This is a genomic window from Arhodomonas sp. KWT2, from assembly GCF_041949875.1.
GTDB classification, from domain to species: Bacteria; Pseudomonadota; Gammaproteobacteria; order Nitrococcales; family Nitrococcaceae; genus Arhodomonas; species Arhodomonas aquaeolei.
Map to the genome: position 1 here is coordinate 226,934 of NZ_JBHFPQ010000051.1, position 24,150 is coordinate 251,083.

Genomic DNA, 24,150 nt, shown 5'->3' on the forward strand with positions numbered 1-24,150 from the left:
CCGCGGTCGGCCCCGGGGAGACGACGATCACGACCAACAGGGAAACCGGGATGAGCAACACCCCCCTGCACCACCTGCAACGCCTCGGCCAGAGCGTGTGGCTGGACACCATCCACCGCGGCCTCATCGACGACGGCGGCCTGCATGCCCACCTCGAACGTGACGCGGTCACCGGGGTGACCACCAATCCGACCATCTTCGACCAGGCGATCGCCGACGGCACACGCTACGACAGCGCGCTCCGCGCGGCGCTGGCGCGACATCCCGAGGCCCGGGCGGAAGACCTGTTCTTCGAGCTCGCGATCGCGGACGTGTGCGACGCGGCCGACATCCTCCTGCCCGTCTACGAGGCCACGGAAGGGCGGGACGGCTTCGTCAGCATGGAGGTTTCCCCGCTGCTCGCCGGCGACAGCGAGGCCAGCATCGAGCAGGCGTGCTGGCTGGTCGAGCGCATCGAGCGCGATAACCTCATGGTCAAGATCCCGGGCACCGAGGCCGGACTGGCGGCCATCGAGACCCTCACCGCGCGGGGCATCAACGTCAACACGACGCTGCTGTTCTCCCGCGAGCGCTACGCCCAGGTGCTCGAGCACTGGCTCCGCGGCCTGGAACACCGGCTCGACCGCGGCCTGGAGGTCACGGGCATCGATGCCGTGGCGAGCTTCTTCGTCAGCCGCGTGGACGCCGCGGTGGACCGGGAGCTTGAGGCCGCGGGCCCCGGTGCGCTGGAGGCCCTGGGCGGACGTGCCGCCATCGCCAATGCGGCAGCGGCCTACCGCCACTATCAGGAGATGCGCCACGGCGAGCGCTTCGCCCGGCTGGAAGAGGCAGGCGCTCACCCCCAGCGGCTGCTGTGGGCCTCCACGGGTACCAAAAACCCGGAATACAGCGATGTTCTCTATGTGGAGGGTCTCGCCGGCAGCGAGACCGTCACCACCCTGCCGCCGGCCACCCTCGAGGCGTTCCGGGACCACGGCCACGCCGCCGAGGGGCTGAGCGCGGCGATGGAAAGCGCGGATGCCGTGCTCGCCGGCCTCGCCGATCACGGCATCGTCCTGAACGCCATCACCGAGCGGCTGGAACACGAGGGCGTGGCGGCGTTCGAGCGCAGCTACGTCCACCTCCTCGAGACACTGGAGGACCGCCGCCGGGCACTCACCACGGCGACCTGACGCCCCGAATCGCGGGGTTTTCCTCGGCGTGCTGCTCTGCAACACTGCAGGGACGTGCCCGGGCCGGCACCCGAATCCATCGCCAGTGAGGAGGCCATCCGGTGGCCGTTTACGCAATCGGCGACATACAGGGCTGCTACGACGCGCTGCAACGGCTGCTCGAACGGATCCGCTTCGATCCGGCGGCGGACCGCCTGTGGTTCACCGGCGATCTGGTCAACCGCGGACCGCAGTCACTGCAGACCCTGCGCCTCGTGCGCGGGCTCGGTTCGTCTGCGGTGACGGTGCTCGGTAACCACGACATCCACCTCCTCGGTATCGCCGCCGGGTTCGCCCGCGCCAAACGCACGGACACGGTCACCGAAATCATCGAGGCCGAGGACGGCGAGGAGCTGCTCGAATGGCTGCGGCGCTGCCCGCTGCTGCACGAGTCGGCGGAATTCCCGGGCCGGGTGCTGGTGCATGCCGGCCTCTCCCCCGCCTGGAGCCTGGAGGAGGCCCGGGCGGCCGCCCGCGAGGTGGAGGCGGTGCTCGGCGGCGACGATCACCGGGCGTTCCTGCGCCATCTCTACGGCAACCGCCCCGACCGCTGGGACCCCGCCCTCGAGGGCTGGGAACGCCTGCGCTACATCACCAACGCCCTGACCCGGATGCGCTTCTGCAGCACCGATGGCCGGCTGCTGCTGGACTACAAGGGCTCGCCGGCACAGGCCCCGCGGGGATACTACCCCTGGTTCCGGGTTCCTCACCGGGCTCTCGACAAGGGCGGGCTGCAGGTGGTCTTCGGCCACTGGTCGACATTGGGACTGATCTCGGACGCCCGCGTGCTGTCGCTGGATACGGGCTGCCTGTGGGGTGGCTCCCTCACCGCGGCCCGGCTCGACGACGGCGACGCGATAACGGCCGTCGCCTGCGAGGCCGCACTGCAGCCCGGCCCCGGCCGCTGAGACCGCGACCGGCCGGGGGTTGCATCCGGGGGGGCATTCCTGCCTATACTCGCGCTGGGTGGTCAGACCAAAACAAGCATCCGCCAAGATGCCCTGACCCGTAACGAACCGGGGAGCGCGGCAGACGACACAAAGCCGCGCGGCCGTGGACCGGAGGGGAGCCATGACGACAACCACTGGCACGCCCATGCGCAGCGCGACCGTGGCAGGTCTCCCGTCCCTGTCTTCCCCGCCGTTCCCATCAATGACCGGATACCCGGTATCCACCGGGCCGGCATATCCGCGGCACAACCGCGTGTATGCACCATAATCGGAGTGAAAAAACGACTCCAAAACCCTGCAAGGCGCCCCGGCGCAAGCAGTTCAGCGCACTTTACAGGAGGCAGAGTATGAAGTTCCCTTCCGGTATCACCCGTATCGCGGCGGCGGCTGTCGTCGGCGGTGCGATGACCCTCGGAGCGGTCGCGAACACGGCGCAGGCCCAGGACAGCGTGCGCTGGCGCATGCCGATTGCCTTCCCGTCGACCCTCCCGGGCCTGGCGTCGCCCGCACCCTGGGTCGCAAAACGGCTTAACGAAATCAGCGACGGCAGCATCCAGATCCGCGTCTCGGAGCCGGGCAAGATCGTGCCGCCCTTCGATATCCTCGACGCGGTCAGCGACGGCAAGGTCTCCGCGGGCTACACCTGGGTCGGCTACGACCAGGGCAAGGTCCCGGCCATTCCGCTGTTCGCGGCCGTCCCCTTCGGCATGAAGCCGTGGGCGTTCATGGGCTGGTACTACTTCGACGAGGGACACAACCTCGTCCAGGAGGTCTACGCGAACGCGGGCTACAACGTGCACGCCGAGCTGTGCGGCATTATCGGGCCGGAGACGGCGGGCTGGTACCGCGAGCCCATCGAGAGCCTGGATGACTACAAGGGCCTGAAGATCCGCTTCGCGGGCCTCGGCGGCCGGGTGCTCGAGAAGCTGGGCGCCTCGGTCACCATGATGCCCGGCGGCGAACTGTTCCAGGCCCTGGAGACCGGCACCATCGACGCGACCGAGTTCTCGCTGCCGATCATCGACCAGATCCTCGGCTTCAACAAGGTCGTGAAGTACAACCTCTTCCCGGGCTGGCACCAGCAGTTCACCGCCCAGTACATGCTGATCAACAAGGATGACTGGAACGCACTCGGCGAAAACCAGCGCTCGCAGATCGACACGGCCTGCATGGCCGCGACGACTTACGCGCTCTCGGAGTCCGAGGCCAAGAACGGCAAGGTGCTGATGGAGTTCCAGGACAAGGGCGTGCACACCGCGCAGATCCCGGAGCCGGTCCTCAAGGAGCTCCGCGCCACCACCCGCGAGGTCATGCAGGAAGAGGCCTCCAAGAACGAGGACTTCAAGCGGGTCTGGGAATCGCAGAAGGAGTTCATGAAGCAGTACAAGGTCTGGGGTGAGCGTGCCTACCTCAAGCCCGAGATGATGCTCGGGGGCGAGGAAGCCAACAACTAAGTTCCCGGCCTTTCAGGGTTTTTCGGGAAAACAGCTTGGTGTGATGGAGAGATTGGTGACCATGTCGAAAGACGATAGCAACGAGTCTGCACAGGGATTCCACATCCCCGAGGGGGAGCTGGACTTCCACCATCACACCGAGCTGCCCGACACCGCCGCTTCCCTCGCTCTCGATCGCACGATCGGGAGCGTGGGGAAGCTTATTTCCTGGCTGTGGCTGGCCGTCGTCGCCGTGATCCTGATCAGCGTTATCTCGCGCTACGTCTTCGGTCAGGGCTCGATCATGCTCGAGGAGCTGACCTGGCACATATACGGTATCGCCTGGCCAATCGGACTCGCCTACACCCTGGTCACCGACGACCATGTGCGCGTGGACGTCCTGCATGAGCGCATGGCACTGAAGACGCAGGCCTGGATCGAGGTCATCGGCCTGATCGTGCTGCTGCTGCCGTTTCTCGGGCTGGTCCTCTATTACAGCCTTCCCTACGCATACGACTCCTTCATCCGCGGCGAGACCTCTCAGGCGCCGTCGGGTCTTCCCTATCGCTTCCTGCTGAAGTCGATAATCCCGTTATCCATGGTGCTGCTGGCTGTCGCCGTGATCGCGAGAATCAGTCGGTGCACGGCGCTACTGTTCGGCTTCCCGAAGCCGCGACGTCAAACCACGTCCGTTCACTAGAGGGCCCCGGCGCCTTCCCCTGCCACCGAAATAACGGGCCGGAGCGAGAGAGTTACCGTGACGCTAGAAGCAATCCTCGTCATCGCGATGTTCGCCACTTTCGGGCTGATCCTGCTGACCGGTTTCCCGGTGGCCTGGGCGCTCGCCGGTACCGCCGTGATCTACGGCATCGCCGGCCACGTGCTGGTAGCAGATTTCGGCGCCAACCTCTGGTTCAACTGGGGCAGCTCGGTCGAGCTCTTTCCGGAGCGAATCTGGCCGCTGGTCTCCAGCCCGACCCTCGTGGCGCTGCCCATGTTCATCTTCATGGGGATCATGCTCGACCGCTCCGGTGTGGCCGAGCGCCTGATGAAGAACATGGTCACGCTCTTCGGTGTGGTACGCGGCGGCTACGCGGTGACGGTGATCATCATCGGCGTGCTGCTGGCCGCCACCACCGGCATCATCGGCGCGTCGGTGGTCCTGCTGGGCATGCTCTCGCTGCCGGTGATGCTCAAGACCGGCTACAACAAGTCCCTGGCGGTGGGCACCGCCTGCGCTACCGGCACCCTCGGCATCCTCATCCCGCCGAGCATCATGCTGGTGATCATGGCCGACCGGCTGGCGCGCCCGGAGACCTCCGTGGGCGATCTCTTCCTGGGCGCGGTGTTCCCCGGCGTGCTGCTCGGCGGGCTGTACATCAGCTACGTCCTCATCCTGGCCTGGGTGCGTCCCAACGCCGCGCCGGTCCCTAAGGACGTCCCCAAGGTCACACCACGCGTGGTCGCCAACGCCCTGTGGGCCGCCGCCCCCACCGCCGGGCTGATCCTGGCAGTGCTCGGCTCCATCTTCATGGGCGTGGCGACCCCCACCGAGGCCTCCGGCGTCGGCGCCGCGGGCGCCATGCTTCTGGCCATCGCTAACCGGCGCATGAGCTTCGAGGTCCTGCGCGACAGTCTCTACCAGACCACGCGGACCTCATCGTTCATCTTCGCGATCTTCCTCGGCGCCACCGCCTTCTCGGTGGTGCTGCGCAACCTCGGCGGCGACCAGGTCATCGAGGAGGCCCTGCTCGGCCTGCCGTTCAACAACTACGGCATCCTGGCGACGATCCTGTTCGTCACCTTCCTGCTCGGCTTCTTCCTGGACTGGGTGGAGATCACGCTGATCATCCTGCCCCTGGTCGCGCCCGTGGTGGAGGGCATGGGGTTCAACCTGGCATGGTTCACGATCATGTTCGCGGTCTGCCTGCAGACCTCGTTCCTCACCCCGCCGGTAGGCTTCGCGCTGTTCTACATCAAGGGGGTCTGTCCGCCCGAGATCAACACGATCGACATCTACAAGGGCGTGCTCCCCTACATCCTGCTCCAGCTCACCGGCCTGGCGGCGGTGTTCTTCTGGCCGGGCCTCGTGACCTGGCTCCCCAGCGTCGCCTTCAACTAGCCGGCGAATCCGCGGCCGGCACGGGCACGCCGAGTGCCCGTGTCAGCCGCTCCCACTCGAAGTGCGGCCCCGGGTCGGTCTTGCGGCCCGGGGCCACGTGACAGTGCCCCACGATCCGCTCCCTGCGGATCCCGGGATAGTGGCCCATCAGCGTCTCCAGCAGCGGCAGCAGGCGGGTGTACTGCGCCTCGGTGTACGGCACCTCGTCCGTGCCCTCCAGCTCGATACCGATGGCGAAGTCGTTGCATTCCACCCGCCCGGCCAGCGCCGAGCGCCCCGCATGCCAGGCCCGGGCGTCCAGGCCGACGAACTGCACCAGCTCGCCGTCACGGCGGATGAGCAGGTGCGAGGAAACCCGCAGGTCGGCGATCTCCGCGAAAAACGGGTGCGCCGCCGGGTCGAGCCGGTTGGTGAACAGCCTCTCGATGGCGTCGCCGCCGAAATCCCCGGGCGGCAGGCTGATCCCGTGCAGCACAATGGCGTCGACCGCCGTCCCCGCGGGGCGCTCGTTGTGGTTCGGTGACGGGCACCAGCGCGCCGAGGCCAGCCAGCCCGTGTCGTCAACCCAGTCCATTTGCCGGACTCTCCCGCATCGTCTGTCTGGCCCGAATGCTACCATTGCGGCTGCGCCGTCCGGGTGCCGGCCTCCACGGTCCGGGCGGCGGGGCACACGAGCAGGAGCGAGGCGTCACCACCATGGCCACCACCGGCAGCAACGAACTGGCCCGCGAGGCCAGCCTGTATCTGCGCCAGCACGCGGACAATCCGGTGCACTGGCGCCCCTGGGGCGAGGCGGCCCTGGCGGAGGCCCGTGAGCGCGACTGCCCGATCCTGCTGTCCATCGGTTACTCCGCGTGTCACTGGTGCCACGTCATGGCCCACGAGTGTTTCGAGTCGCCGGCGATCGCCACGGCGATGAACGAGGGCTTCGTGTGCATCAAGGTCGACCGCGAGGAGCGCCCCGACCTGGACCGCATCTACCAGACGGCCCACCAGCTCCTGAACGGCCGCGGCGGCGGCTGGCCACTCACGGTGTTCCTCACGCCGGAGCAGGTCCCCTTCTTCGCGGGCACCTACTTCCCCCCGGACGCCCGGCACGGCCTGCCGGGCTTCGGCGACATCCTGGCCCGGGTCAGCCAGGCCTGGCAGGAGCAGCGCGACGCCATCGACGGCCAGAACACGCGTATGATCGAGGCGCTGAAGGCACTCCAGCAGCCCCCCGAGGGCGAGCGCTGCGCAGCGGACGAGGCCGCCGGCCGGGCCCGTGACAGCCTCGGCGAGGCCTTCGATCCGACCTTCGGCGGCTTCGGGGAGGCACCCAAGTTTCCGCAGCCCGCCGCCCTCGGTCATCTACTCGGCCACTACGCCCGGCGTGACGACCGCGACGCCCTCCACATGGTCTGCCAGACGCTGCAGCGCATGGGACTCGGCGGGATCTTCGACCAGGTCGGCGGCGGTTTCGCGCGCTACTCGGTCGACCGTTACTGGATGATCCCGCACTTCGAGAAGATGCTCTACGATAACGCCCTGCTGGTCGGCCTGTACGCCGACGCCTGGCGGATCACCGGCGACGGCCTGTTCGCCCGCGTGATCGGGGAGACCGTGGACTGGCTGATGCGCGAGATGCAGTGCGGGGACGGCGGCTTCGCCAGCGCCCTGGACGCGGACACGCCCGAGGGTGAGGGCGCCTACTATCTTTGGACGCCGGAGACGGTGCGCGAGGCGCTGCCCGCCGAGGACGCCACACTGACGATCCACCGTTTCGGGCTCAACGAGCGCGCGAACTTCCATGGCCGCTGGCACCTCCACGTCCATGCCACCTTCTCGGAGCTCGCGCCGGTCATGGGCGCCTCGCGCGAACAGATCGTGTCGCGATGGGCCCAGGCCCGGGAGCGGTTGCAGGCGGTGCGCGCCGAGCGCACCCCGCCGGCGCGGGACGACAAGCGCCTTACCGGCTGGAACGCGTTGACCGCCCGCGGCCTCGCCCACGCCGGCCGGCTCATGGGCCGCCAGGAATGGGTGGACACCGCCGCCGGCATCCTGGGCTTCATTGACGACAACCTCTGGGCCGACGGCCGGCTGCTCGCCCGCTACGCCGACGGCTCGGCCGCCCTGCCGGCCTACCTGGACGACCATGCCTACCTGCTCTGGGCCCTGCTCACCCAGCTCGAGGCACGCTGGGAACCGCGCTGGCTGGAGCGGGCACGGACGGTGGCCGATCTGCTGCTCGCCCGCTTCGAGGCACCGGGCGGCGGCTTTCACTTTACCGCGGACGATCACGAGCCGCTGATCCAGCGACCCTACGGCTTCAGCGATGACGCCCTGCCGTCTGGCACCGCCATTGCCGTGCACGGCCTGCAGCGCCTCGCCGACCTCACCGGCGAGGCCGCCTACCGCGACGCCGCCCGGCGCGGCGTCGATGCCGCAGCCGGGGCCGTTGCCCGGGCACCGGAGGCCCACTGCACCATGATCGATGCCATGCTCGCCTGGGAGCACGGTGAGGAGACCGTGCTCATCCGTGCCGACGGCACGGACGCGGCGGAGTGGCGCCACGCCGGCGACACCGCGTACACCCCGGGCCGCCAGGTCTTCGTGCTGCCCACGGACGACGCCACCGGCCTCGGTCCGGCCGCCGGCGCCCGTGTCTGCACCGGCACCCACTGCCTGCCCGAGGCGGGCACACCGGAGGCGCTGGCCGACCTGCTGCGGGGCTGACCGGGAGGCGGAAGCTCAGGATCGGCAACGGCGAATCACCGCGGACTGGCCACGAGCGCGACGGGGATTTCCGGGGCGAGGGAAGGGAAAGCCGCCGGGCAGCGCGATGCCGCGCTCCCGGCCATGTGGTGACCGCCGCCCGAGGTCACGGGGACGACGGTGGACGCGGTTCAGACCGGCATGGCCTCGCCGAAGGCTGCCTCGTAGTGCCGGCGGAACTCATCCAGATCGAAGTAATGATTCTGGGTGCCGTGCTTGGCGATCTTGATCGACCCCATCAGCGAGGCGATGCGACCGGTGACCTCCCAGTCCAGGCCGCGGCCGAGGCCGAAGAGAAGCCCGGCGCGATAGGCATCGCCGCAACCGGTCGGGTCCAGCACCTGCTCCGGCTCCACCGCCGGAATCTGGATCTGCTTGCCGCCGGTAAAGATCCACGAGCCCTCGCCGCCGCGGGTGACCACCAGCGCCTCGACGCGCTCGGCGATGCCGTCCAGGTCGAGTCCGGTGCGCTCCTGCATCAGCTGGGACTCGTAGTCGTTGACCGCCACCCAGGTGGCCTGGTCGATAAAGCGCAGCAGCGCCTCGCCGTCGAACATCGGCAGGCCCTGGCCCGGATCGAAGATGAACGGGATCCCCGCCGCCTTGAACTGCTCGGCGTGCTGGACCATCGCGTCCGGACCGTTCGGTGCGACGATGCCGACCGGGTTGTCATAGCCCGCCGGCACGCTCACCCGGTGGGCCTCACCCATCGCCCCCGGATGGAACGCGGTGATCTGGTTGTCGTCCATGTCCGTGGTGATGTAGGCCTGCGCCGTATAGTGGTCGTCCAGCGCGATGATGTGATCGCGCGGGATATCCCAGCGCTCCAGCCAGTCAGTATAGACGCCGAAATCCGCACCTACGCTCGCCAGCGGCACACCGCGCTCGCCGAGCAGGCGCAGATTGTAGGCGATGTTGCCGGCGCAGCCGCCGTATTCGCGGCGCATCTCCGGAACCACGAAGGCCACGTTCAGGATGTGGACCTGGTCGGGCAGGATATGATTGGCGAAGCGGTCCTTGAACACCATGATGGTGTCGAAGGCCATGGATCCGCTGATCAGCGCGGTCATTCACTACTCCCTCTGTCGCCGATAAGAAGCCAACACGGGACCACAGATCACCCGGAGTAGCAAGTGCGGCCCCGTCCCGGTCACACCGGGGAAGCTCACTCCTCGGCGGCGAACTCGGTGTAGGCCGCGGCATCCAGCAGCGCGTCCACGGCGCCCTCGTCGGCGGGACGCATGCGGAACAGCCAGCCCTCGCCGTAGGGGTCCTGATTGATGAGCTCCGGCTCGTCGGCGAGGCGCTCGTTGGCCTCGGTGATCTCGCCGGCGAGCGGTGAATAGATATCGGAGGCGGCCTTGACCGACTCCACCACCGCCACCGTCGCCTCGCTGTCGACACCGCCCGGCTCGGGCAGCTCCACGAACACCAGGTCGCCGAGGGACTCCTGGGCGTGATCGGTGATGCCCACGGTCACGGTGCCGTCATCCTCGGTGCGCACCCACTCGTGACTGCGGGTGTACTTCAGTTCGGTGGGGATGTTGCTCATCGTCGCTGCTCTCCCTGAATCCTGAAAATCTCCGCGAGACTATACCCACCCCGGGCGCCCGGATACCAGCGCACCGGGTCCGGTATGCCTCAGGCCGCGACCCCCGGGGTGCGCATCAGTGCCGGCAGCTCGCCGGCCAGGCCGGTGGCCGCCCGCATGAACGCCCGCCGCAGCGGCGGCACGCGGTCAGCGGTGCCGAAGCCGGCGCCGCGCAGACGCACGAGCAGCGGATCATGGCGGGTAAACGCGGCATGGAAGGCGTCCATGGCGAGCTGCATGGCGTGGTTGTCGCCACGCCGGGCCCGCTCGTAGCGGCGCAGCAGGCCGCGGCCACCGGGGTCGCGGCCGGCGGCCAGTGCCGTGACAACGCCCTCGGCAAGGGTCGCGGCGTCGCGGAATCCGAGGTTGGCGCCCTGCCCCGCCAGCGGATGGATGACGTGGGCGGCATCGCCGACCAGGGCGACGCGCTCGTCGATGTAGCGCTCCGCGTGCAGCCGGCGCAGGGGAAAACGCGCCCGCGGCCCGACGGACTCGATCCCGCCCACCAGTGACCCGCCCGCCTCGTCGAGCAGCGTCGTGAAGGCGGCATCCGATAGCCCGGCGGTCACCTCGGCCTCGTCGGCGGGCAGGGACCAGACGATGGAGCAGCGCCCGTCCGCCAGCGGCAGGAAGGCAAGCGGCCCGCCCTCCAGGAAGCGCTGCCGTGCGGCGTGTCCGTGGCGGGCGCCCGTCGTAACGTTGGCAACGACGGCCTCCTGGCCGTACGGCGCAACGCGGGCGTGGATACCCGCCCGGGTACGCACCGCCGAGCCCGCACCGTCGGCGCCGACCAGCAACCGGGTGCGCAGGCGCCGGCCGTCCTCGAGGCGCACGTCCAGGCCCTCCGCCTCCGGCGTCCACTCGGCGATCGCCCCGGGCGCCAGCCGGCTCACGCCCGCCTGCGGGGCCCGGGCGGCGAGCATGGCGCAGACCAGCTCGTTCTCCACGATGTGGCCCAGGTGCGCGAGACCGGCGTCGGCGGCCTCGAAGCGCACCCGCGCCTCGCTCGCGGCGTCCTCGGCGTGGATGGCCTCGAACCGCCCCGCCCGCTCGGCGAGGATCTCCGGCCACACCCCGAGCCCCGTAAGCAGCCGCTCGCTGGCGAGGTTCAGGGCAGAGACGCGCTGGCGCACCTCCCCGCCCTGCCAGGGCCGGGGCGGCTCACGGTCGAGCAGCGCCACCCGGGCGCCGCCGTCGGCGGCGGCCAGGGCCGTGGCGAGCCCGATCATGCCGCCGCCCTGCACCAGCAGGTCATACTCGTCGCGTCTCATCGGCCCTCCCACAGGGGCAGTCCGCGGGCCAGCCGCGGCTGACGGCCAGCCCGGCCCATGGCATGGGTGATCAGTGTGCGGCGCACCGCGGGCAACAGCTCCAGCGCGGCGAGCGCTGCACCGCGGGCGGCGGTGATCCCCGGCAGCCGGTTGGAGAATCCGCGCACCAGGACGTCGGTAAAGGAGGATGTGCGGCGCACATCGCCACGGCGGGCGACCGCATAGCCGGCGAGGATATCGTCCGCACCGCAGTCGCCACCGGCCGCGACCGCTGCGCCGGCCCGCTCCGCCAGCTCGGCTACATCACGCAGCGCGAGGTTGAAGCCCTGCCCGGCCACGGGGTGCAGGGTATGGGCGGCGTTGCCGAGCACCACGGTGCGTGCCCCCGTGACCTCGACGGCATCGATGGCACGCAGGGGGTAGCGCGCCCGGGCGCCGGCGGCGACCAGGCGCCCCAGCCGCCAGCCGAAGGCGCGCTGCAGCGCATCCAGAAAGGTCGCTTCATCCAGGGCGGCCATGGCCTCGGCGCGCTCGTGGGGCAGCGTCCATACCGCCGCGTAGCGCCCCTGCCCGGCCGGTAGCATCGCCAGCGGGCCTTCGGGCGTGAACCGTTCGAAGGCCCAGCCGCCGTCACCACGTTCGACGCCGACGTTGGCGATGACGGCGGTCTGGCCGTAATCGCGGTTGCGCCGGGGGACGCCGAGCTGCTCACACAGCGGCGAGGCGCTGCCGTCCGCCACCGCGAGCAGACGTGCACTCAGGGTGGTGTCACCGTCGGCGCCGCTCACGTCGACGTGTACGGTGTCCTCCCCGGCACTGACACCGGTTACCGTCGCCGGCGTGTAGCAGGTGGCCGACTTCTCCATGGCCGGCCGCAGCACCCGCCCCAGGACCCGGTTGGGTGCGACGTGGCCCAGCGCGTCCAGCCCCTCATCCCCGGCATACATCCGCGTTGCCGCGAAACGGCCGCGCTCGCTGACGTGGATGGCGCGGATCGGAGCGGCCTCGGCGGCGATATCCCGCCACAGGCCCAGGGCCTCGAAGAAGCGGCGACTGGACGGGGCGAGCGCGGTCTGGCGCTCGTCGAAGCTCGGCTGCATGGCGCTGCCGGGTGCCGCCGCCTCGATCACGGCCACCCGCAGTCCACTGCCGTGAAGGGCCGCGGCGAGGCTCGCCCCCACCAGGCCGCCGCCGGCGACGATGAGGTCGTAGTCGCTCATGCCGCCATCACCGCCTCGATATCGTCGATGGACTTGGCCACGTCGGCGGTCAGGATATCGGCACCGTCCGCGGTCACGGCGACGTCGTCCTCGATGCGCACACCGATGCCCTGGAAGCGCTCGTCCACGCCCTCGGCACCCGGCGGGATGTAGAGGCCGGGCTCGACGGTAAGCACCATCCCCGGCTCGAGCTGGCGCCACTGCCCGTCGATGCGGTAATCGCCGACGTCATGGACGTCCAGCCCGAGCCAGTGACCGGTCCGGTGCATGAAGAAGCGTCGGTACTCGCCGGACTCGATGATCCCGTCGCGGTCGCCGTCGAGCAGCCCGAGCGAGAGCATGCCGTCGACGAGCACCCGTGTCGCGGCCTCATGGGGCCGGTTCCAGTGGTTGTCCGGATGGACCGCCTCAATAGCGGCCTGCTGGGCGGACAGCACCACCTCGTAGACCGCCCGCTGCTCGGCGCTGAAGCGCCCGTTGACCGGGTAGGTCCGGGTGATATCCGAGGCGTAGCACTCCAGCTCCGCACCCGCGTCCACCAGCAGCAGGTCGCCGTCACGCAGGCGCGCGTCGTTGCGGATGTAGTGGAGCACGCAGGCATTGGCGCCGCCGCCGACGATCGAGGGGTACGCGGGCCAGCCGTTGGCGCGGCGGAAGGCGGCGAGATACTCCGCCTCCATCTCGTACTCGTACATGCCCGGCCGGCAGGTCCGCATGGCATGCATGTGGGCGGCCGCCGAGACCTCGGCGGCACGGCGCATCTGGCGAATCTCCGCCGGGCTCTTGACCACGCGCTGCTCGTGGAGCAGATGTTCCAGGGCCACGAACTCGCCGGGACTGCGCGCGCCGCCGCGGGACCGGGAGCGGACCTGGTTGATCCAGGCCAGGAGCTGGGCATCGAACTCCGCATCCGAGCCCAGCGTACAGTACACACGGCCACGGCCCTCAATGAGGCCCGGCAGGATCTCGTCGATGTCGTCGATGGGGAAGGCGTCGTCGGCGCCGTAGTCGCTCACGGCCCGGTCCTGGCCGACAATCTCGCCGTCCCAGACCTCGTGGGCCGGGTCACGCTCGCGGCAGAACAGCACGTACTCGCCCTGGGCACGGCCGGGGATGATCGCCGCCACCGCCTCCGGCTCCGGGAAGCCGGTGAGATACCAGAAATCACTGTCCTGGCGGTAGGGGTGAAAGACGTCGCGATTGCGCCGGCGCTCCGGGGCGGCGGGCAGGATGGCGATCCCCCCCTCGCCCATCGCGGCCATCAGCTCCCGCCGGCGCCGCTCGAACTCGCTGGAATCCATTGAACCTCCGTGCCGTCGCCTGAATTCAGTGCAGCCGCCTGGCGTTCTCGTTCTGACGCGCCTGGGCGGTGAGATGCTCCTGGACGAGGAGCGCGCCCATGCGAACGTACTCCGCGAGCTCGGTGTAGGCGGCCTCGCTGTCCTCGTCCGGCTCCGGGTCGTCGTCGATGCGCGCGATCTCGCCGAAATCGCGCAGGACCTCGTCCACCTCCCGGGGGCGCTGCCCGCCCTCGCCGACGCCGCCCATGCTCACGCCGAGCAGAAAACCCTCGCACCAGTGCCCGAGCGCGGCGGAACGCTCACCGATGGGGACATCGTCGGCAGGCAGCAACGGGCGAAAGCGCAGCTCCTCGTCGGCCATGTCCTCGGCGGTATCGGTGAACAGCTCGGTGAGCACCTCCAGGCAGGCGCGGGCGGCCTCGCCGCGGGCATGGGCATGTTCAAGCACCTGCGCGATCCAGCGCGCACGATCCGGCTCGCCGGGGCCGCTGAGCATGCCGCAGAGCAGCCCGTGGGCCTCGGCGGCGGTGGTGTCGCTGTCCACCGCGGTGAGCGCCTCGTCGAGCTGATGGTACAGTTCGGTGTCAGGCATGGGTGCTACTCCAATGAATGCATGGCGCCACCGGGGACGACGCGCTCAGTCTACCACCCGCGTTGACCCTCCGGGTGGTCGCTTCTATAGTCGGGTCAGACTCCCCGGGAGGCTTGCAGGTGACTGATTCCCTTGCTGAACATATCCGCTTGCTGGAGCGGCGCGTCGACGACCTGCTGGCCCTGTGCGAGCGGCTGCGCGAGGAGAACCGTATCCTGCGGGACTCCCAGGAATCACTCAACGCCGACCGCGCCAGCCTCCTCGAGAAGAATGAACAGGCGCGCTCGAAGATTGAGGCGATGATCAGCCGTCTCAAGGCCATGGAGAATCACTGACCATGAGCGAGGAACCCGTCGCCGTCCGTATCCTCGAGCGCGAATACATGGTCTCCTGCTCCCCCGGCGAGCGCGAGAGCCTGCGCGAGGCCGCCGCCTTCCTGGATGCGCGCATGCGCGAGATCCGCGACGGCGGCCGCATCGTCGGCCAGGACCGGATCGCGGTCATGGCCGCGCTCAATATCGCCAGCGACTTCCTGGAGCAGGGCCGCCGCCTCAATGACCAGGACCTCGCCGCCCAGGCGATCCAGCGCCTGAGCAGCCGCATCGGCAGCGTCCTCGAGGACGATGCACCGGCCGCGACGCACGACGACCCGTCGTCGGCGGGCTGACCCCCGGCGCTGGACGCACGGCACCGATCTCCGGCACCATGATTATCGACATCCCCTGCGGTGTACGAGAGCAGGCAATACGTTTTCTTGAGCCGACACTTAGTCGCCTTGGGGACGCACGCGTAGCGGCACTGGTGTGCATGTCCGCCCCGGAGCGGAAAGCCTAAAGGGTCGCTCGTTGTCCCCACCTGAACCGAAGGGTTCAAGGGCGATGCCTGCACGGCACCAACGCGGGGGATGTCTCTCGTTTCATACGGGTCACGGCCATCGCCGCGGCCCATCCCACGGATCATGGCCATGACATCCCGGCAGGACCGGCGGGCGCTGCGGCGCCGGCTGCGCGAGCAACGGCGAGCCCTGGATCGGCGAAGCCAGCACCAGGCGGCACGGGCACTGGTCCGCCACCTCTTCCGCCACCGGCTCTGGCGCCAGGTACACACCCTCGCGGCCTTCTGCGCCGCCGACGGCGAGCCCGACCTGTGGCCGCTGATGCACGCCGCCCACCGCGCCGGACGCCGCGTCCATCTCCCCGTGATCGCCGCCCCCGCCGCCCCGATGGGCTTCCGCGAATGGCGGCCGGGCCGACGGCTCGCTCCCAACCGCCTGGGTATCCCGGAGCCCGTCACCGGCACCACGCGCCACCCGCGGCGGATGGATCTGGTGCTGACGCCGCTGGTGGGCTTCGACGCCGCCGGCAACCGACTCGGCATGGGCGGCGGGTTCTATGACCGGACCTTCGCCTTTCTCCACCGGCGCCGGCGCTGGCACCACCCGCGCCTGGTGGGCGTGGCCCACGACTTTCAGCAGGTCGACACCCTCGCCGCCGAGCCCTGGGACGTGCCACTGTGGGGCATACTCACCCCCTCGGGTCTGCGCCGCTTCCCGCTGGGGCAGTGATGGGCGCCTCGCGCCGCGGCCGTGAAAGGCACAACACAGACAACGCAGGAGACTCGCCCATGGCCTACTGGCTGATGAAGTCCGAGCCGGACGTCTACGGCATCGACGACCTCGCCGCGGAGCCCGACCAGACCGACCACTGGGACGGCGTGCGCAACTACCAGGTCCGCAACATGATGCGCGACCGCATGCAGCCCGGCGACCTGGCGTTCTTCTACCACTCCAACACCAAGGTCCCCGGCATCGCGGGCATCATGGAGATCGTCAGCACCGGCTATCCCGACCATACGGCCTGGGATCCGGAGTCGAACTACTACGACCCCAAGAGCGACCCGGACAACCCGCGCTGGTACATGGTCGACGTGCGCTTCCAGCGCCGCCTGGAGCGGCTGATCCCCTTATCCGAGCTCAAGGCGGAGCCCGCCCTCTCGGAGATGGCGCTGGTGAAGAAGGGCAACCGGCTGTCGGTCATGCCGGTCAGGGAGGCGGAGTGGACCGCGATCCTGGAGATGGAGCACGCGGACGGACGCGGCTGACCGGGGCGACTGCCTCAGGCCGGCCCCAGGGTCTTGAGATAGACGCGGGAGTTGCGCTGGAGGTTGTACAGCGAGCGGCGACTGCCTGGCAGGTCCTCCGGGGCGACACGGCGGAAGCCGCGCTCCTCGAACCAGTGCGCGGTCCGCGTGGTGAGCACGAACACCGCCTCCAGCCCGCGGCTGCGCGCCTCGGCCTCCAGCCGCGCGAGCAGCCGGTCGCCGCGGCCGGTGCCGCGGTAGTCCGGGTGGACCGCCACGCAGGCGAGTTCCGCCATGGGCGCATCCGGCATCGGGTGGAGCGCGGCGCAGGCCACCACCGTGCCCTCGCGCTCCATCACTGTGAACTCGCCGATCTCCGTCTCCAGCCGTTCCCGGGAGCGACGCACCAGCACCCCGGCACGCTCCATCGGCTCGATCAGCGCGAGGATGCCGGGCACGTCGTCCACCCCGGCGCGGCGGGTGCGCTCGAAGGACTGCGCGGTGATCAGCGTGCCCACACCGTCGCGGGTGAACAGCTCCATGAGCAGCGCACCGTCACGGTGACGGTCGAGCAGGTGCACCCGGCGCACGCCGCCATGGCAGACGTCGATGGCACCGCGCAGCAGCCGCGTCATCTCCTCCGGCAGCGCCTCGCCGTGCTCGCCGAGATACCCCCGTGTCTCGTCGGTGGTCATCTGCCGTACCAGCCCTCCTCGGACGTCGGTGACGTCCCGCCCCTCCAGCAGGTAGAGCAGCTTCTCGGCCCGCAGGGCGCGGGCCACCGCCAGGGCGACATCTTCGCTGTAGAGGTTGAAGACCTCGCCGGTGGGCGAGTAACCCAGCGGCGGCACCAGCACCACGGCGCCGTCGTCCAGCCGCTCACCGATGGCATCGGCGTCGATGCGCCGCACCTCGCCGGTGTGCTGGTAGTCCACGCCCTCGTGCACGCCGAAGGGGTGCGCCATGACGAAATTGCCCGACGCCGCGCGCACCCGCAGCCCCGCCATGGGCGAGTTCGCCAGCCCCATCGACAGCCGCGCCTCCAGCTCCAGACGCACCTCCCCGACGGCCTCGCGCACACACTCGAGCGCCGCCTCGTCGGTGACCCGGCGGCCGTGAACGTAGCGCATCTCCAGGTCCCGCTCGCGCAGCCGGCGCTCGATCTGCGGGCGCGCCCCCGGGACCAGTACGATGCGCACGCCGAGGCTGTTGAGCAGGGCGATATCGTGGATCAGCGGCGCCAGCGCATCGCCGTCGAAGGCCTCACCGCCGAAGGCGATCACGAAGGTCGCCCCCCGGTGCGCGTTGATGTAGGGCGCGCCCTGGCGGAACACGCTCACCAGCCGCTGCGGATCCTCGCTCATGCGGCGCCCTCCATGCAGAAGCGATGGATGAAGCGCTGCAGCAGCGTGACCGTGGGCGCCAGCCGGTCGAGGGCGATGAACTCGTCCGGCTGGTGCGCCTGGGCGATATCCCCGGGGCCGAGGATGATCACGTCCATGCCCAGGTCGCGCAGCCACGGCCCCTCGGTACCGAAGGCCACCGCACCCGGCTCCTCGCCGGTGAGCGCCCGGGCGGCGGCCACGATCTCCGCCGTCTCCGGCGTCTCCATGGGCGGCTGACCGGGAAAGAGCGAGGACAGGGTGAGCTCGCCGGGCCGCTCGGCCATGACCCCCCGAAGCCGCGTTTCCACCTCGGCGCGCAGCGCCTCCGGGCTCATCCCCGGCAGCGGGCGCAGATCGTAGTGCAGTACCACCTCGCCGCAGATGCGGTTGGGGTTGTCACCACCATGGATGTGGCCGAGGTTGAGCGTCGGCACCGGCACGGCGAAGCGTTCGTCGCGGTAGCGCCGGCCGAGCTCGTCGCGCCAGGTCATGAGCTCGCCGATTACCCCGTGCATGGCCTCCAGCGCATTGATGCCCAGCGACGGATCGCTGGAATGCCCGGAGCGGCCGGTCACGCGCACCGCCTCCATCATCATGCCCTTGTGCACACGGATCGGATGCAGCCCGGTGGGCTCGCCGATGATCGCCTGGCGCCCGGCGACGGGGCCGCTGCCGGCGAGGGCCTTGGCCCCCTCCATACCGGACTCCTCGTCCGCGGTGGCCAGCAGCACCAGCGGTGCATCCAGCTGCCCCGCCTCCAGGGTGCGCACGGCCTCCAGCGCCAGCGCCAGGAAGGCCTTCATGTCGCTGGTGCCGAGGCCGTGGAGGCGGCCCTGACGCTCGCTGAGGGTGAATGGGTCGCTGGCCCAGCGGTCGGCATCGAAGGGGACGGTGTCGGTGTGGCCCGCGAGCACCAGCCCGCCCTCACCGCGGCCCAGGGTCGCGACCAGGTTGGCCTTGCCCGGATCCCCCGGCAGACGGCGGATATCCACCGCGAAGCCGAGCGCCTCGCACCACTCGGCGAGGCACTCGATCACGGCGAGGTTGCCCTGGTCGAGGGCCGGATCGACGCTGCTCACGGAAGGCAGCGCCACGAGCTCGGCGATCATCCGCCGCACATCGGGAATCCGGGACATGCCAGCCCCTCCAAACTCGGGTCAGTGATTCGAGACTGCGTGGATCCCGCGCCCGGAGCAAGCCCGGGGCGCGGCACAGGCAGGTCCTGGGGCGCCCCGACGCGATTCGGTCCGTCTAGAGGTCGCCCCAGCTCGATCGCCGTCGCCAGCGGATGCGGGTCACCAGAACCCCGATGATCATGCCGGCGAACAGCACCCCCGCCCCCACCAGGAACCAGTCCTGCTGCTTGCGGTCGGAAAGGCGCTCGGTCTCGTTGACCAGATCCTGGATACGGCGCTCCAGATCGATCTTCTTCTTGGTCAGCCGGTCGTTTTCCTCGGAGAGCTTGAGCCCCTCCTTGGCCTGCTCGAGCTTCTGCGCCATCTCCTCTCGGGTGCCGGAGAGGGCATCGACCTGCTCGTTGGCATCGGCGAGCTGCTGCTTGGTCGTCTCCAGCTGGGAGGACAGCTCGCTGTTGCGCTGCTCCAGCTCGTTGACCCGGTCCTCCATCGAGGCAAGCCGGTCCGCGGCGGGACGCTCGCTGCTGAGATACTGCGACGGCACCCAGCCCGAGCGCCCGTCCCGGGTGCGCACCTGGCTCCAGCCGTCACGGCTGTCCATCAGCGTGAGCACCTCGCCGGTGGGCAGCATGCTCTGGATGCGGTAACCGTTACCGGGTCCGCTGCGCAGGTTGATGCGGAACTCGTCGGTGACGTAACGGGTCGCCTGGGCGAGCGCCACGGTGGCAAACGCCATGAGCACGGCGGCGAGAATCACGCGGGCTGGCTGTCGCACGAACACACTCCTGTTGGCCGGGAAGGCCCCGGTAACGGGGCGCGATGGAACGCAATCCGCCTCGCGGCGCCCCCGCGCCACGGGCGGACGGTTACGTCACCCCCACCGATCTTCACCCGTGGATGAAGAATCAGTCCCCGAAAACGCCCGGATTGTAGCCCATGGCGGGGACCGGCAAAACCGAGCACCGCACGGGCCTTGGGTCGACCGCGGCGGCGGGGTACGATCAGGAGCCGGTATCGCCGCGTCACCGACCACCCGGCAGGAGGGGAACATGGACCCGCAGACGAGGACCACGGCCGGCCGCGGCCGTCTCTATGACAGTGCCGCCGACGCCGTTGGCGACACGCCGTGCATCCGCATCAACCGCCTCGCGCCCGGCCACGTGTCGATGTACGTGAAGGCGGAGTTCTTCAACCCCGCCTCCTCGGTGAAGGACCGCCTGGCACTGAACATCATCGAGGCGGCGGAGCGCCGCGGCGATCTCCAACCCGGCCAGACAGTGGTCGAGGCGACCAGCGGCAACACCGGGATCGGCCTGGCCATGGTCTGCGCCGCCCGCGGCTATCCGCTGGTGGTGACCATGGCGGAGAGCTTCTCGGTGGAACGGCGCAAGCTCATGCGCTTCCTCGGTGCGCGGGTGGTCCTCACCCCGCGGGAGCTCAAGGGCTACGGCATGTACGAGAAGGCCAGGGAGCTTGCCGACACCCACGGCTGGTTCCTCGCGCACCAGTTCGAGACCGAGGCCAACGCGGACATCCACGAGGCCACCACCGCCCGGGAGATCCTCGCGGACTTCGACGGCCAGCGCCTGGACTATATCGTCAGCGGCTACGGCACCGGCGGCACCATCACCGGCATCGGCCGCGCCATGCGCGCCAGCCGCCCGGACGTCCGGCTCGTGCTGAGCGAGCCGGACAATGCCCCGCTGGTGGGCAGCGGCGAGCCCCAGCCCCGCAATGAGCGCCACGAGCCCACCGCGGGCCACTCCGCCTTCCAGCCCCACCCCATCCAGGGCTGGACCCCGGACTTCATCCCGTGGGTGCTCCAGGAAGCCCTCGACAAGGGCTATGTCGACGAGCTCGTGCCGGTGAGTGGCGCGGAGAGCATCGAGTGGTCCCGCCGGCTGGCCCGGGAGGAGGGGCTGTTCACCGGTGTCTCCGGCGGGGCGACGTTCGCCGCCGCGCTGGCCGTCGCCGAACGGGCGCCGGCCGGCTCGGTGCTCCTCGCCATGCTCCCCGACACCGGCGAGCGCTACCTCTCGACGCCGCTGTTCGAGGGCATCGAGGCGTCGATGAACGACGAGGAACTCCAGCTGATGCGCTCCACGCCTGGCTACCGCATGCCGGAGCCGGACTGACACGGGGCCCCGTCCGGCAGGACGGCAGACCGCAGCCAACGGACCGGGGGACACCCGCGGTTCGCTCCGGGCGCGCGAGCAGGCACAATGGTGCGCCCCGCGGGCACGGCGCCCGCAGCCCAGCGACGACGGAGCCAATGGACGACTTTCAGGACCTGTTTCTAAAGAAGGGTGAGGACCGCCGCCTGCGCGCGGGCCACCTGTGGGTGTTCAGCAACGAGGTGGATACCGCGCGCTCGCCGCTCGCCACCCTGACGCCGGGTGCGCCGGTGACCATCCGCGCCCAGGGCGGCCGGGTCATCGGCTCCGGCTACGCCAACCCCCACTCGCTGATCTGCGCACGGCTCGTCAGCCGCGGCCAGGTACGGGCGCTGGACGAGTCGATGCTCGTGCACCGGCTCAACGTGGCGCTGTCGCTGCGCGAGCGACTCTTCGACCGGCCCTTCTACCGACTGGTCCACGGCGAGGGCGACGGCCTGCCGGGCCTGGTGGTGGACCGCTTCGGCGACGTCGCCGTGGTACAGGTCAACACCGCCGGCATGGAGGCAGTGCGCGACGCCGTGGTCGCCGCGCTGCAGCGCGTGATCGCCCCGGCCCACATCCTGCTGCGCTGCGATGCCGCCATCCGCGAGCTGGAGGGGCTGGAGCGTTACGTGAGCTGGGCCGGCCCCCCCGGCCCGGAGACCCTCACCGTCGAGGAGAACGGGGTGACCTTCCAGGTGCCCGCGGCCTCCGGGCAGAAGACCGGCTGGTACTACGACCACCGAGCCAACCGCGCCGCGATCGCGCCGTGGGTGAAGGGCGCACGGGTGCTCGACCTGTTCAGCTACGCAGGGGGCTGGGGTATCCAGGCCGCGGCGGCGGGCGCGGCCGAGGTCCTCACGGTGGACGCCTCCCGGGATGCCTGCGAGGCGGCAGCAGGCAACGCCGAGGCGAACGGTCTCGACGACCGCGTCTCCGTCGCCTGCGGCGACGTCCTCGATGTGCTCCAGGCCCTGCGCGCCGACCGCGAGCGCTTCGACGTGGTGATCGCCGACCCGCCGGCCTACATCAAGCGGCGCCGGGACCGCCGCAACGGGCTCAAGGCCTACCGCCGCCTCAACCAGGCCGCGCTGCAGGTCCTCGAGCCGGACGGCCTGCTCGCCTCCGCCTCGTGCTCGGCCCACCTGGACGAGCAGGACTTCCTCGCCACCCTGCTCGGCAGTGCCCGCCACCTCGACCGCAGCCTGCAGGTGATCGGCTTCGGCCAGCAGGGTCCGGACCACCCCGTGCATCCGGCGATCCCGGAGACGCGCTACATCAAGGCGGTGTTCGCGCGCATGCTGCTCGCCGACACCACGCCGTGACGGACCACGCCCGATGCTGACGTATCCCCAGATCGATCCCATCGCGATACAGCTCGGCCCCGTCGCCGTGCACTGGTACGGACTGATGTACGCGGTGAGCTTCCTCGCCGGCTGGTGGCTGGCGCGCCGCCGCGCCCGCGCCCCCTGGCGGCCGCTGGAGCCCGTGCAGATGGACGACCTGATCGTCTACGTCGCCATCGGCGTGGTCGTGGGCGGGCGCCTGGGCTACATGCTCTTCTACGGCCTCGACCGGCTGGCGGCCGACCCGCTGAGCCTGTTCCGCATCTGGGAGGGCGGCATGTCCTTCCACGGCGGGCTCATCGGCGTGCTCGTGACCGTGTGGCTGTTCGCCCGGCGCATCCGCCGCGGGTTCTTCGAGGTGATCGAGTTCGTCGCCCCGATCGTGCCCATCGGGCTCGGCGCCGGACGGCTCGGCAACTTCATCAACGGCGAGCTCTGGGGCGCACCCACCGACCTGCCCTGGGGCATGGTCTACCCGCCGCTCGGCCCGGTCGCCCGTCACCCCTCCCAGCTCTACGAGTTCGCCCTTGAGGGCGTGGTGCTGTTCGTCGTGCTATGGTGGTTTTCCCGGCGCCCGCGCCCCACGGGGGCGGTCGCCGGCCTGTTCCTCGCGTGCTACGGCACGTTCCGTTTCATCGTGGAGTTCGTGCGCCTGCCGGACCCGCAGCTCGGCTACCTCGCCTGGGGCTGGCTGACCATGGGCCAGGTCCTGTCCGCGCCGATGATCATCGGCGGCGCAGCGCTGCTGGCCTGGGCCTACGGCAGTAGCACGAACCGGCCCGCAGCGACATCATGAAACAGTACCTCGATCTCATGCGCCACGTGCGCGACAACGGCGTGCGCAAGGCCGACCGCACCGGCACCGGCACCGTCTCGGTGTTCGGCCACCAGATGCGCTTCGATCTCGCCGAGGGCTTCCCGGTCGTGACCACCAAGCGGCTGCACCTGCGCTCGATCATCCACGAGCTGCTGTGGTTCCTCGCCGGTGACGCCAATATCGCCTACCTCAAGGACAACGGCGTCTCCATCTGGGACGAATGGGCCGACGCCAACGGCGACCTCGGCCCCATCTACGGGGTCCAGTGGCGCTCCTGGCCGACCCCGGACGGCGGCCACATCGACCAGCTCGCCGACGTGCTCGAACAGATCCGGCACAACCCCGACTCCCGGCGCCACATCGTCAGCGCCTGGAATGTCGCCGACCTCGACCGCATGGGCCTGCCGCCGTGCCACGCCCTGTTCCAGTTCTACGTGGCCGAGGGCCGGCTGTCCTGCCAGCTCTACCAGCGCAGCGCCGACATCTTCCTTGGGGTGCCGTTCAACATCGCCTCCTACGCGCTGCTCACGCACATGGTCGCGCAGGTCACCGGCCTCGAGCCCGGCGAGTTCATCCACACCCTCGGTGACGCCCACCTCTACGTGAATCACCTGGAGCAGGCGGACCAGCAGCTCGCCCGCGACCCCCTGCCGCTGCCGAGGCTGGTGCTCAACCCGGCGGTCACCGACCTGTTCGCCTTCCGCTACGACGACATCCGCCTCGAAGGCTACCAGTCCCACCCCCACATCAAGGCCCCCGTGGCCGTGTAGGCAAACGGGCGGGGGC

24 protein-coding genes and 1 other RNA gene are annotated in these 24,150 nt (G+C 69.9%); 15 read left to right on the forward strand and 10 right to left on the reverse strand.

What is annotated here, in order from left to right; translation table 11 throughout:
- Nucleotides 1-50: 50 nt before the first annotated feature.
- The 5 genes from tal to ACEZHJ_RS16465 all read left to right on the forward strand — a co-directional run bounded on the left by tal (nt 51) and on the right by ACEZHJ_RS16465 (nt 5,716).
- Entirely contained in the window at nt 51-1,172 is a 1,122-nt protein-coding gene (tal, locus tag ACEZHJ_RS16445; protein ID WP_018716511.1) for a transaldolase, read from the forward strand.
- A gap of 101 nt (nt 1,173-1,273) precedes the next feature.
- Nucleotides 1,274-2,119: a symmetrical bis(5'-nucleosyl)-tetraphosphatase gene (locus ACEZHJ_RS16450; RefSeq protein WP_018716512.1), complete on the forward strand. Its 846-nt coding sequence runs from the start codon at nt 1,274-1,276 to the stop codon at nt 2,117-2,119.
- 389 nt (nt 2,120-2,508) lie between these two features.
- The gene (locus ACEZHJ_RS16455) at nt 2,509-3,615 is read left to right on the forward strand and encodes a TRAP transporter substrate-binding protein (protein ID WP_018716513.1); all 1,107 of its coding nucleotides are present in this window, start codon (nt 2,509-2,511) and stop codon (nt 3,613-3,615) included.
- A gap of 61 nt (nt 3,616-3,676) precedes the next feature.
- Nucleotides 3,677-4,294 (forward strand): TRAP transporter small permease subunit, encoded by a 618-nt coding sequence (locus ACEZHJ_RS16460; RefSeq protein WP_051088173.1) that lies wholly within the window; start codon nt 3,677-3,679, stop codon nt 4,292-4,294.
- Between the two features lie 57 nt (nt 4,295-4,351).
- Nucleotides 4,352-5,716, forward strand: a complete 1,365-nt coding sequence (locus ACEZHJ_RS16465) for a TRAP transporter large permease subunit (protein ID WP_018716515.1) — start codon at nt 4,352-4,354, stop codon at nt 5,714-5,716.
- Here ACEZHJ_RS16465 and ampD read toward each other — a convergent pair.
- Nucleotides 5,709-6,290: a 1,6-anhydro-N-acetylmuramyl-L-alanine amidase AmpD gene (ampD, locus tag ACEZHJ_RS16470; RefSeq protein ID WP_375036718.1), complete on the reverse strand. Its 582-nt coding sequence runs from the start codon at nt 6,288-6,290 to the stop codon at nt 5,709-5,711. The two genes, ACEZHJ_RS16465 and ampD, sit on opposite strands and share 8 nt — an antisense overlap.
- 122 nt (nt 6,291-6,412) lie before the next feature.
- Here ampD and ACEZHJ_RS16475 point away from each other — a divergent pair, with 122 nt between their 5' ends.
- Nucleotides 6,413-8,431 (forward strand): thioredoxin domain-containing protein, encoded by a 2,019-nt coding sequence (locus ACEZHJ_RS16475; RefSeq protein ID WP_375036719.1) that lies wholly within the window; start codon nt 6,413-6,415, stop codon nt 8,429-8,431.
- A gap of 170 nt (nt 8,432-8,601) precedes the next feature.
- On the opposite strand, the gene ACEZHJ_RS16480 is transcribed toward ACEZHJ_RS16475, so the two are convergent.
- From ACEZHJ_RS16480 to ACEZHJ_RS16505, 6 genes are all read right to left on the reverse strand, one after another.
- Nucleotides 8,602-9,540, reverse strand: a complete 939-nt coding sequence (locus tag ACEZHJ_RS16480; RefSeq protein ID WP_018716518.1) for a carbohydrate kinase family protein — start codon at nt 9,538-9,540, stop codon at nt 8,602-8,604.
- 95 nt (nt 9,541-9,635) lie between these two features.
- On the reverse strand, nt 9,636-10,022 hold the full coding sequence (gene gcvH, locus ACEZHJ_RS16485; RefSeq protein ID WP_018716519.1) for a glycine cleavage system protein GcvH: 387 nt from the start codon (nt 10,020-10,022) through the stop codon (nt 9,636-9,638).
- Between the two features lie 89 nt (nt 10,023-10,111).
- The gene (locus ACEZHJ_RS16490; protein ID WP_018716520.1) at nt 10,112-11,332 is read right to left on the reverse strand and encodes a UbiH/UbiF/VisC/COQ6 family ubiquinone biosynthesis hydroxylase; all 1,221 of its coding nucleotides are present in this window, start codon (nt 11,330-11,332) and stop codon (nt 10,112-10,114) included.
- The gene (ubiH, locus tag ACEZHJ_RS16495) at nt 11,329-12,552 is read right to left on the reverse strand and encodes a 2-octaprenyl-6-methoxyphenyl hydroxylase (RefSeq protein WP_018716521.1); all 1,224 of its coding nucleotides are present in this window, start codon (nt 12,550-12,552) and stop codon (nt 11,329-11,331) included. Before ubiH ends, ACEZHJ_RS16490 begins: the two co-directional genes overlap by 4 nt.
- On the reverse strand, nt 12,549-13,853 hold the full coding sequence (pepP, locus tag ACEZHJ_RS16500; protein WP_163139673.1) for a Xaa-Pro aminopeptidase: 1,305 nt from the start codon (nt 13,851-13,853) through the stop codon (nt 12,549-12,551). The genes ubiH and pepP overlap by 4 nt, the downstream gene beginning before the upstream one ends.
- A gap of 25 nt (nt 13,854-13,878) precedes the next feature.
- A complete protein-coding gene (locus tag ACEZHJ_RS16505) occupies nt 13,879-14,445 on the reverse strand; it encodes a UPF0149 family protein (RefSeq protein ID WP_163139671.1) in 567 nt (188 codons plus the stop codon).
- Between the two features lie 119 nt (nt 14,446-14,564).
- Here ACEZHJ_RS16505 and ACEZHJ_RS16510 point away from each other — a divergent pair, with 119 nt between their 5' ends.
- From ACEZHJ_RS16510 to ACEZHJ_RS16530, 5 genes are all read left to right on the forward strand, one after another.
- Entirely contained in the window at nt 14,565-14,780 is a 216-nt protein-coding gene (locus tag ACEZHJ_RS16510) for a TIGR02449 family protein (protein ID WP_240466214.1), read from the forward strand.
- A 2-nt stretch (nt 14,781-14,782) separates the two neighbouring features.
- Nucleotides 14,783-15,112: a cell division protein ZapA gene (locus ACEZHJ_RS16515; RefSeq protein WP_018716525.1), complete on the forward strand. Its 330-nt coding sequence runs from the start codon at nt 14,783-14,785 to the stop codon at nt 15,110-15,112.
- A 49-nt stretch (nt 15,113-15,161) separates the two neighbouring features.
- Nucleotides 15,162-15,353, forward strand: a non-coding RNA gene (gene ssrS / locus ACEZHJ_RS16520) — 6S RNA.
- Nucleotides 15,354-15,409: 56 nt separating this feature from the next.
- Nucleotides 15,410-16,009, forward strand: coding sequence for a 5-formyltetrahydrofolate cyclo-ligase (locus ACEZHJ_RS16525; protein WP_018716526.1), 600 nt, complete (start codon nt 15,410-15,412; stop codon nt 16,007-16,009).
- Nucleotides 16,010-16,068: 59 nt separating this feature from the next.
- A complete protein-coding gene (locus ACEZHJ_RS16530; protein WP_018716527.1) occupies nt 16,069-16,545 on the forward strand; it encodes an EVE domain-containing protein in 477 nt (158 codons plus the stop codon).
- A 14-nt stretch (nt 16,546-16,559) separates the two neighbouring features.
- Here ACEZHJ_RS16530 and argA read toward each other — a convergent pair whose 3' ends face one another.
- From argA to ACEZHJ_RS16545, 3 genes are all read right to left on the reverse strand, one after another.
- Nucleotides 16,560-17,888: an amino-acid N-acetyltransferase gene (gene argA / locus ACEZHJ_RS16535; protein WP_163139669.1), complete on the reverse strand. Its 1,329-nt coding sequence runs from the start codon at nt 17,886-17,888 to the stop codon at nt 16,560-16,562.
- Entirely contained in the window at nt 17,885-19,045 is a 1,161-nt protein-coding gene (gene argE / locus ACEZHJ_RS16540; RefSeq protein WP_163139667.1) for an acetylornithine deacetylase, read from the reverse strand. The genes argA and argE overlap by 4 nt, the downstream gene beginning before the upstream one ends.
- A gap of 115 nt (nt 19,046-19,160) precedes the next feature.
- A complete protein-coding gene (locus tag ACEZHJ_RS16545) occupies nt 19,161-19,820 on the reverse strand; it encodes a TIGR04211 family SH3 domain-containing protein (protein ID WP_156831086.1) in 660 nt (219 codons plus the stop codon).
- Nucleotides 19,821-20,094: 274 nt separating this feature from the next.
- Here ACEZHJ_RS16545 and ACEZHJ_RS16550 point away from each other — a divergent pair, with 274 nt between their 5' ends.
- The 4 genes from ACEZHJ_RS16550 (at nt 20,095) to ACEZHJ_RS16565 (ending at nt 24,134) form a co-directional block, all read left to right on the forward strand.
- On the forward strand, nt 20,095-21,180 hold the full coding sequence (locus ACEZHJ_RS16550) for a PLP-dependent cysteine synthase family protein (protein ID WP_018716531.1): 1,086 nt from the start codon (nt 20,095-20,097) through the stop codon (nt 21,178-21,180).
- Nucleotides 21,181-21,317: 137 nt separating this feature from the next.
- Nucleotides 21,318-22,526: a class I SAM-dependent rRNA methyltransferase gene (locus ACEZHJ_RS16555; protein WP_163139665.1), complete on the forward strand. Its 1,209-nt coding sequence runs from the start codon at nt 21,318-21,320 to the stop codon at nt 22,524-22,526.
- Between the two features lie 13 nt (nt 22,527-22,539).
- Complete coding sequence (lgt, locus tag ACEZHJ_RS16560; protein ID WP_018716533.1) at nt 22,540-23,343, forward strand: prolipoprotein diacylglyceryl transferase; 804 nt, start codon at nt 22,540-22,542, stop codon at nt 23,341-23,343.
- Complete coding sequence (locus ACEZHJ_RS16565; RefSeq protein WP_163139663.1) at nt 23,340-24,134, forward strand: thymidylate synthase; 795 nt, start codon at nt 23,340-23,342, stop codon at nt 24,132-24,134. Before lgt ends, ACEZHJ_RS16565 begins: the two co-directional genes overlap by 4 nt.
- Nucleotides 24,135-24,150: the final 16 nt, after the last annotated feature.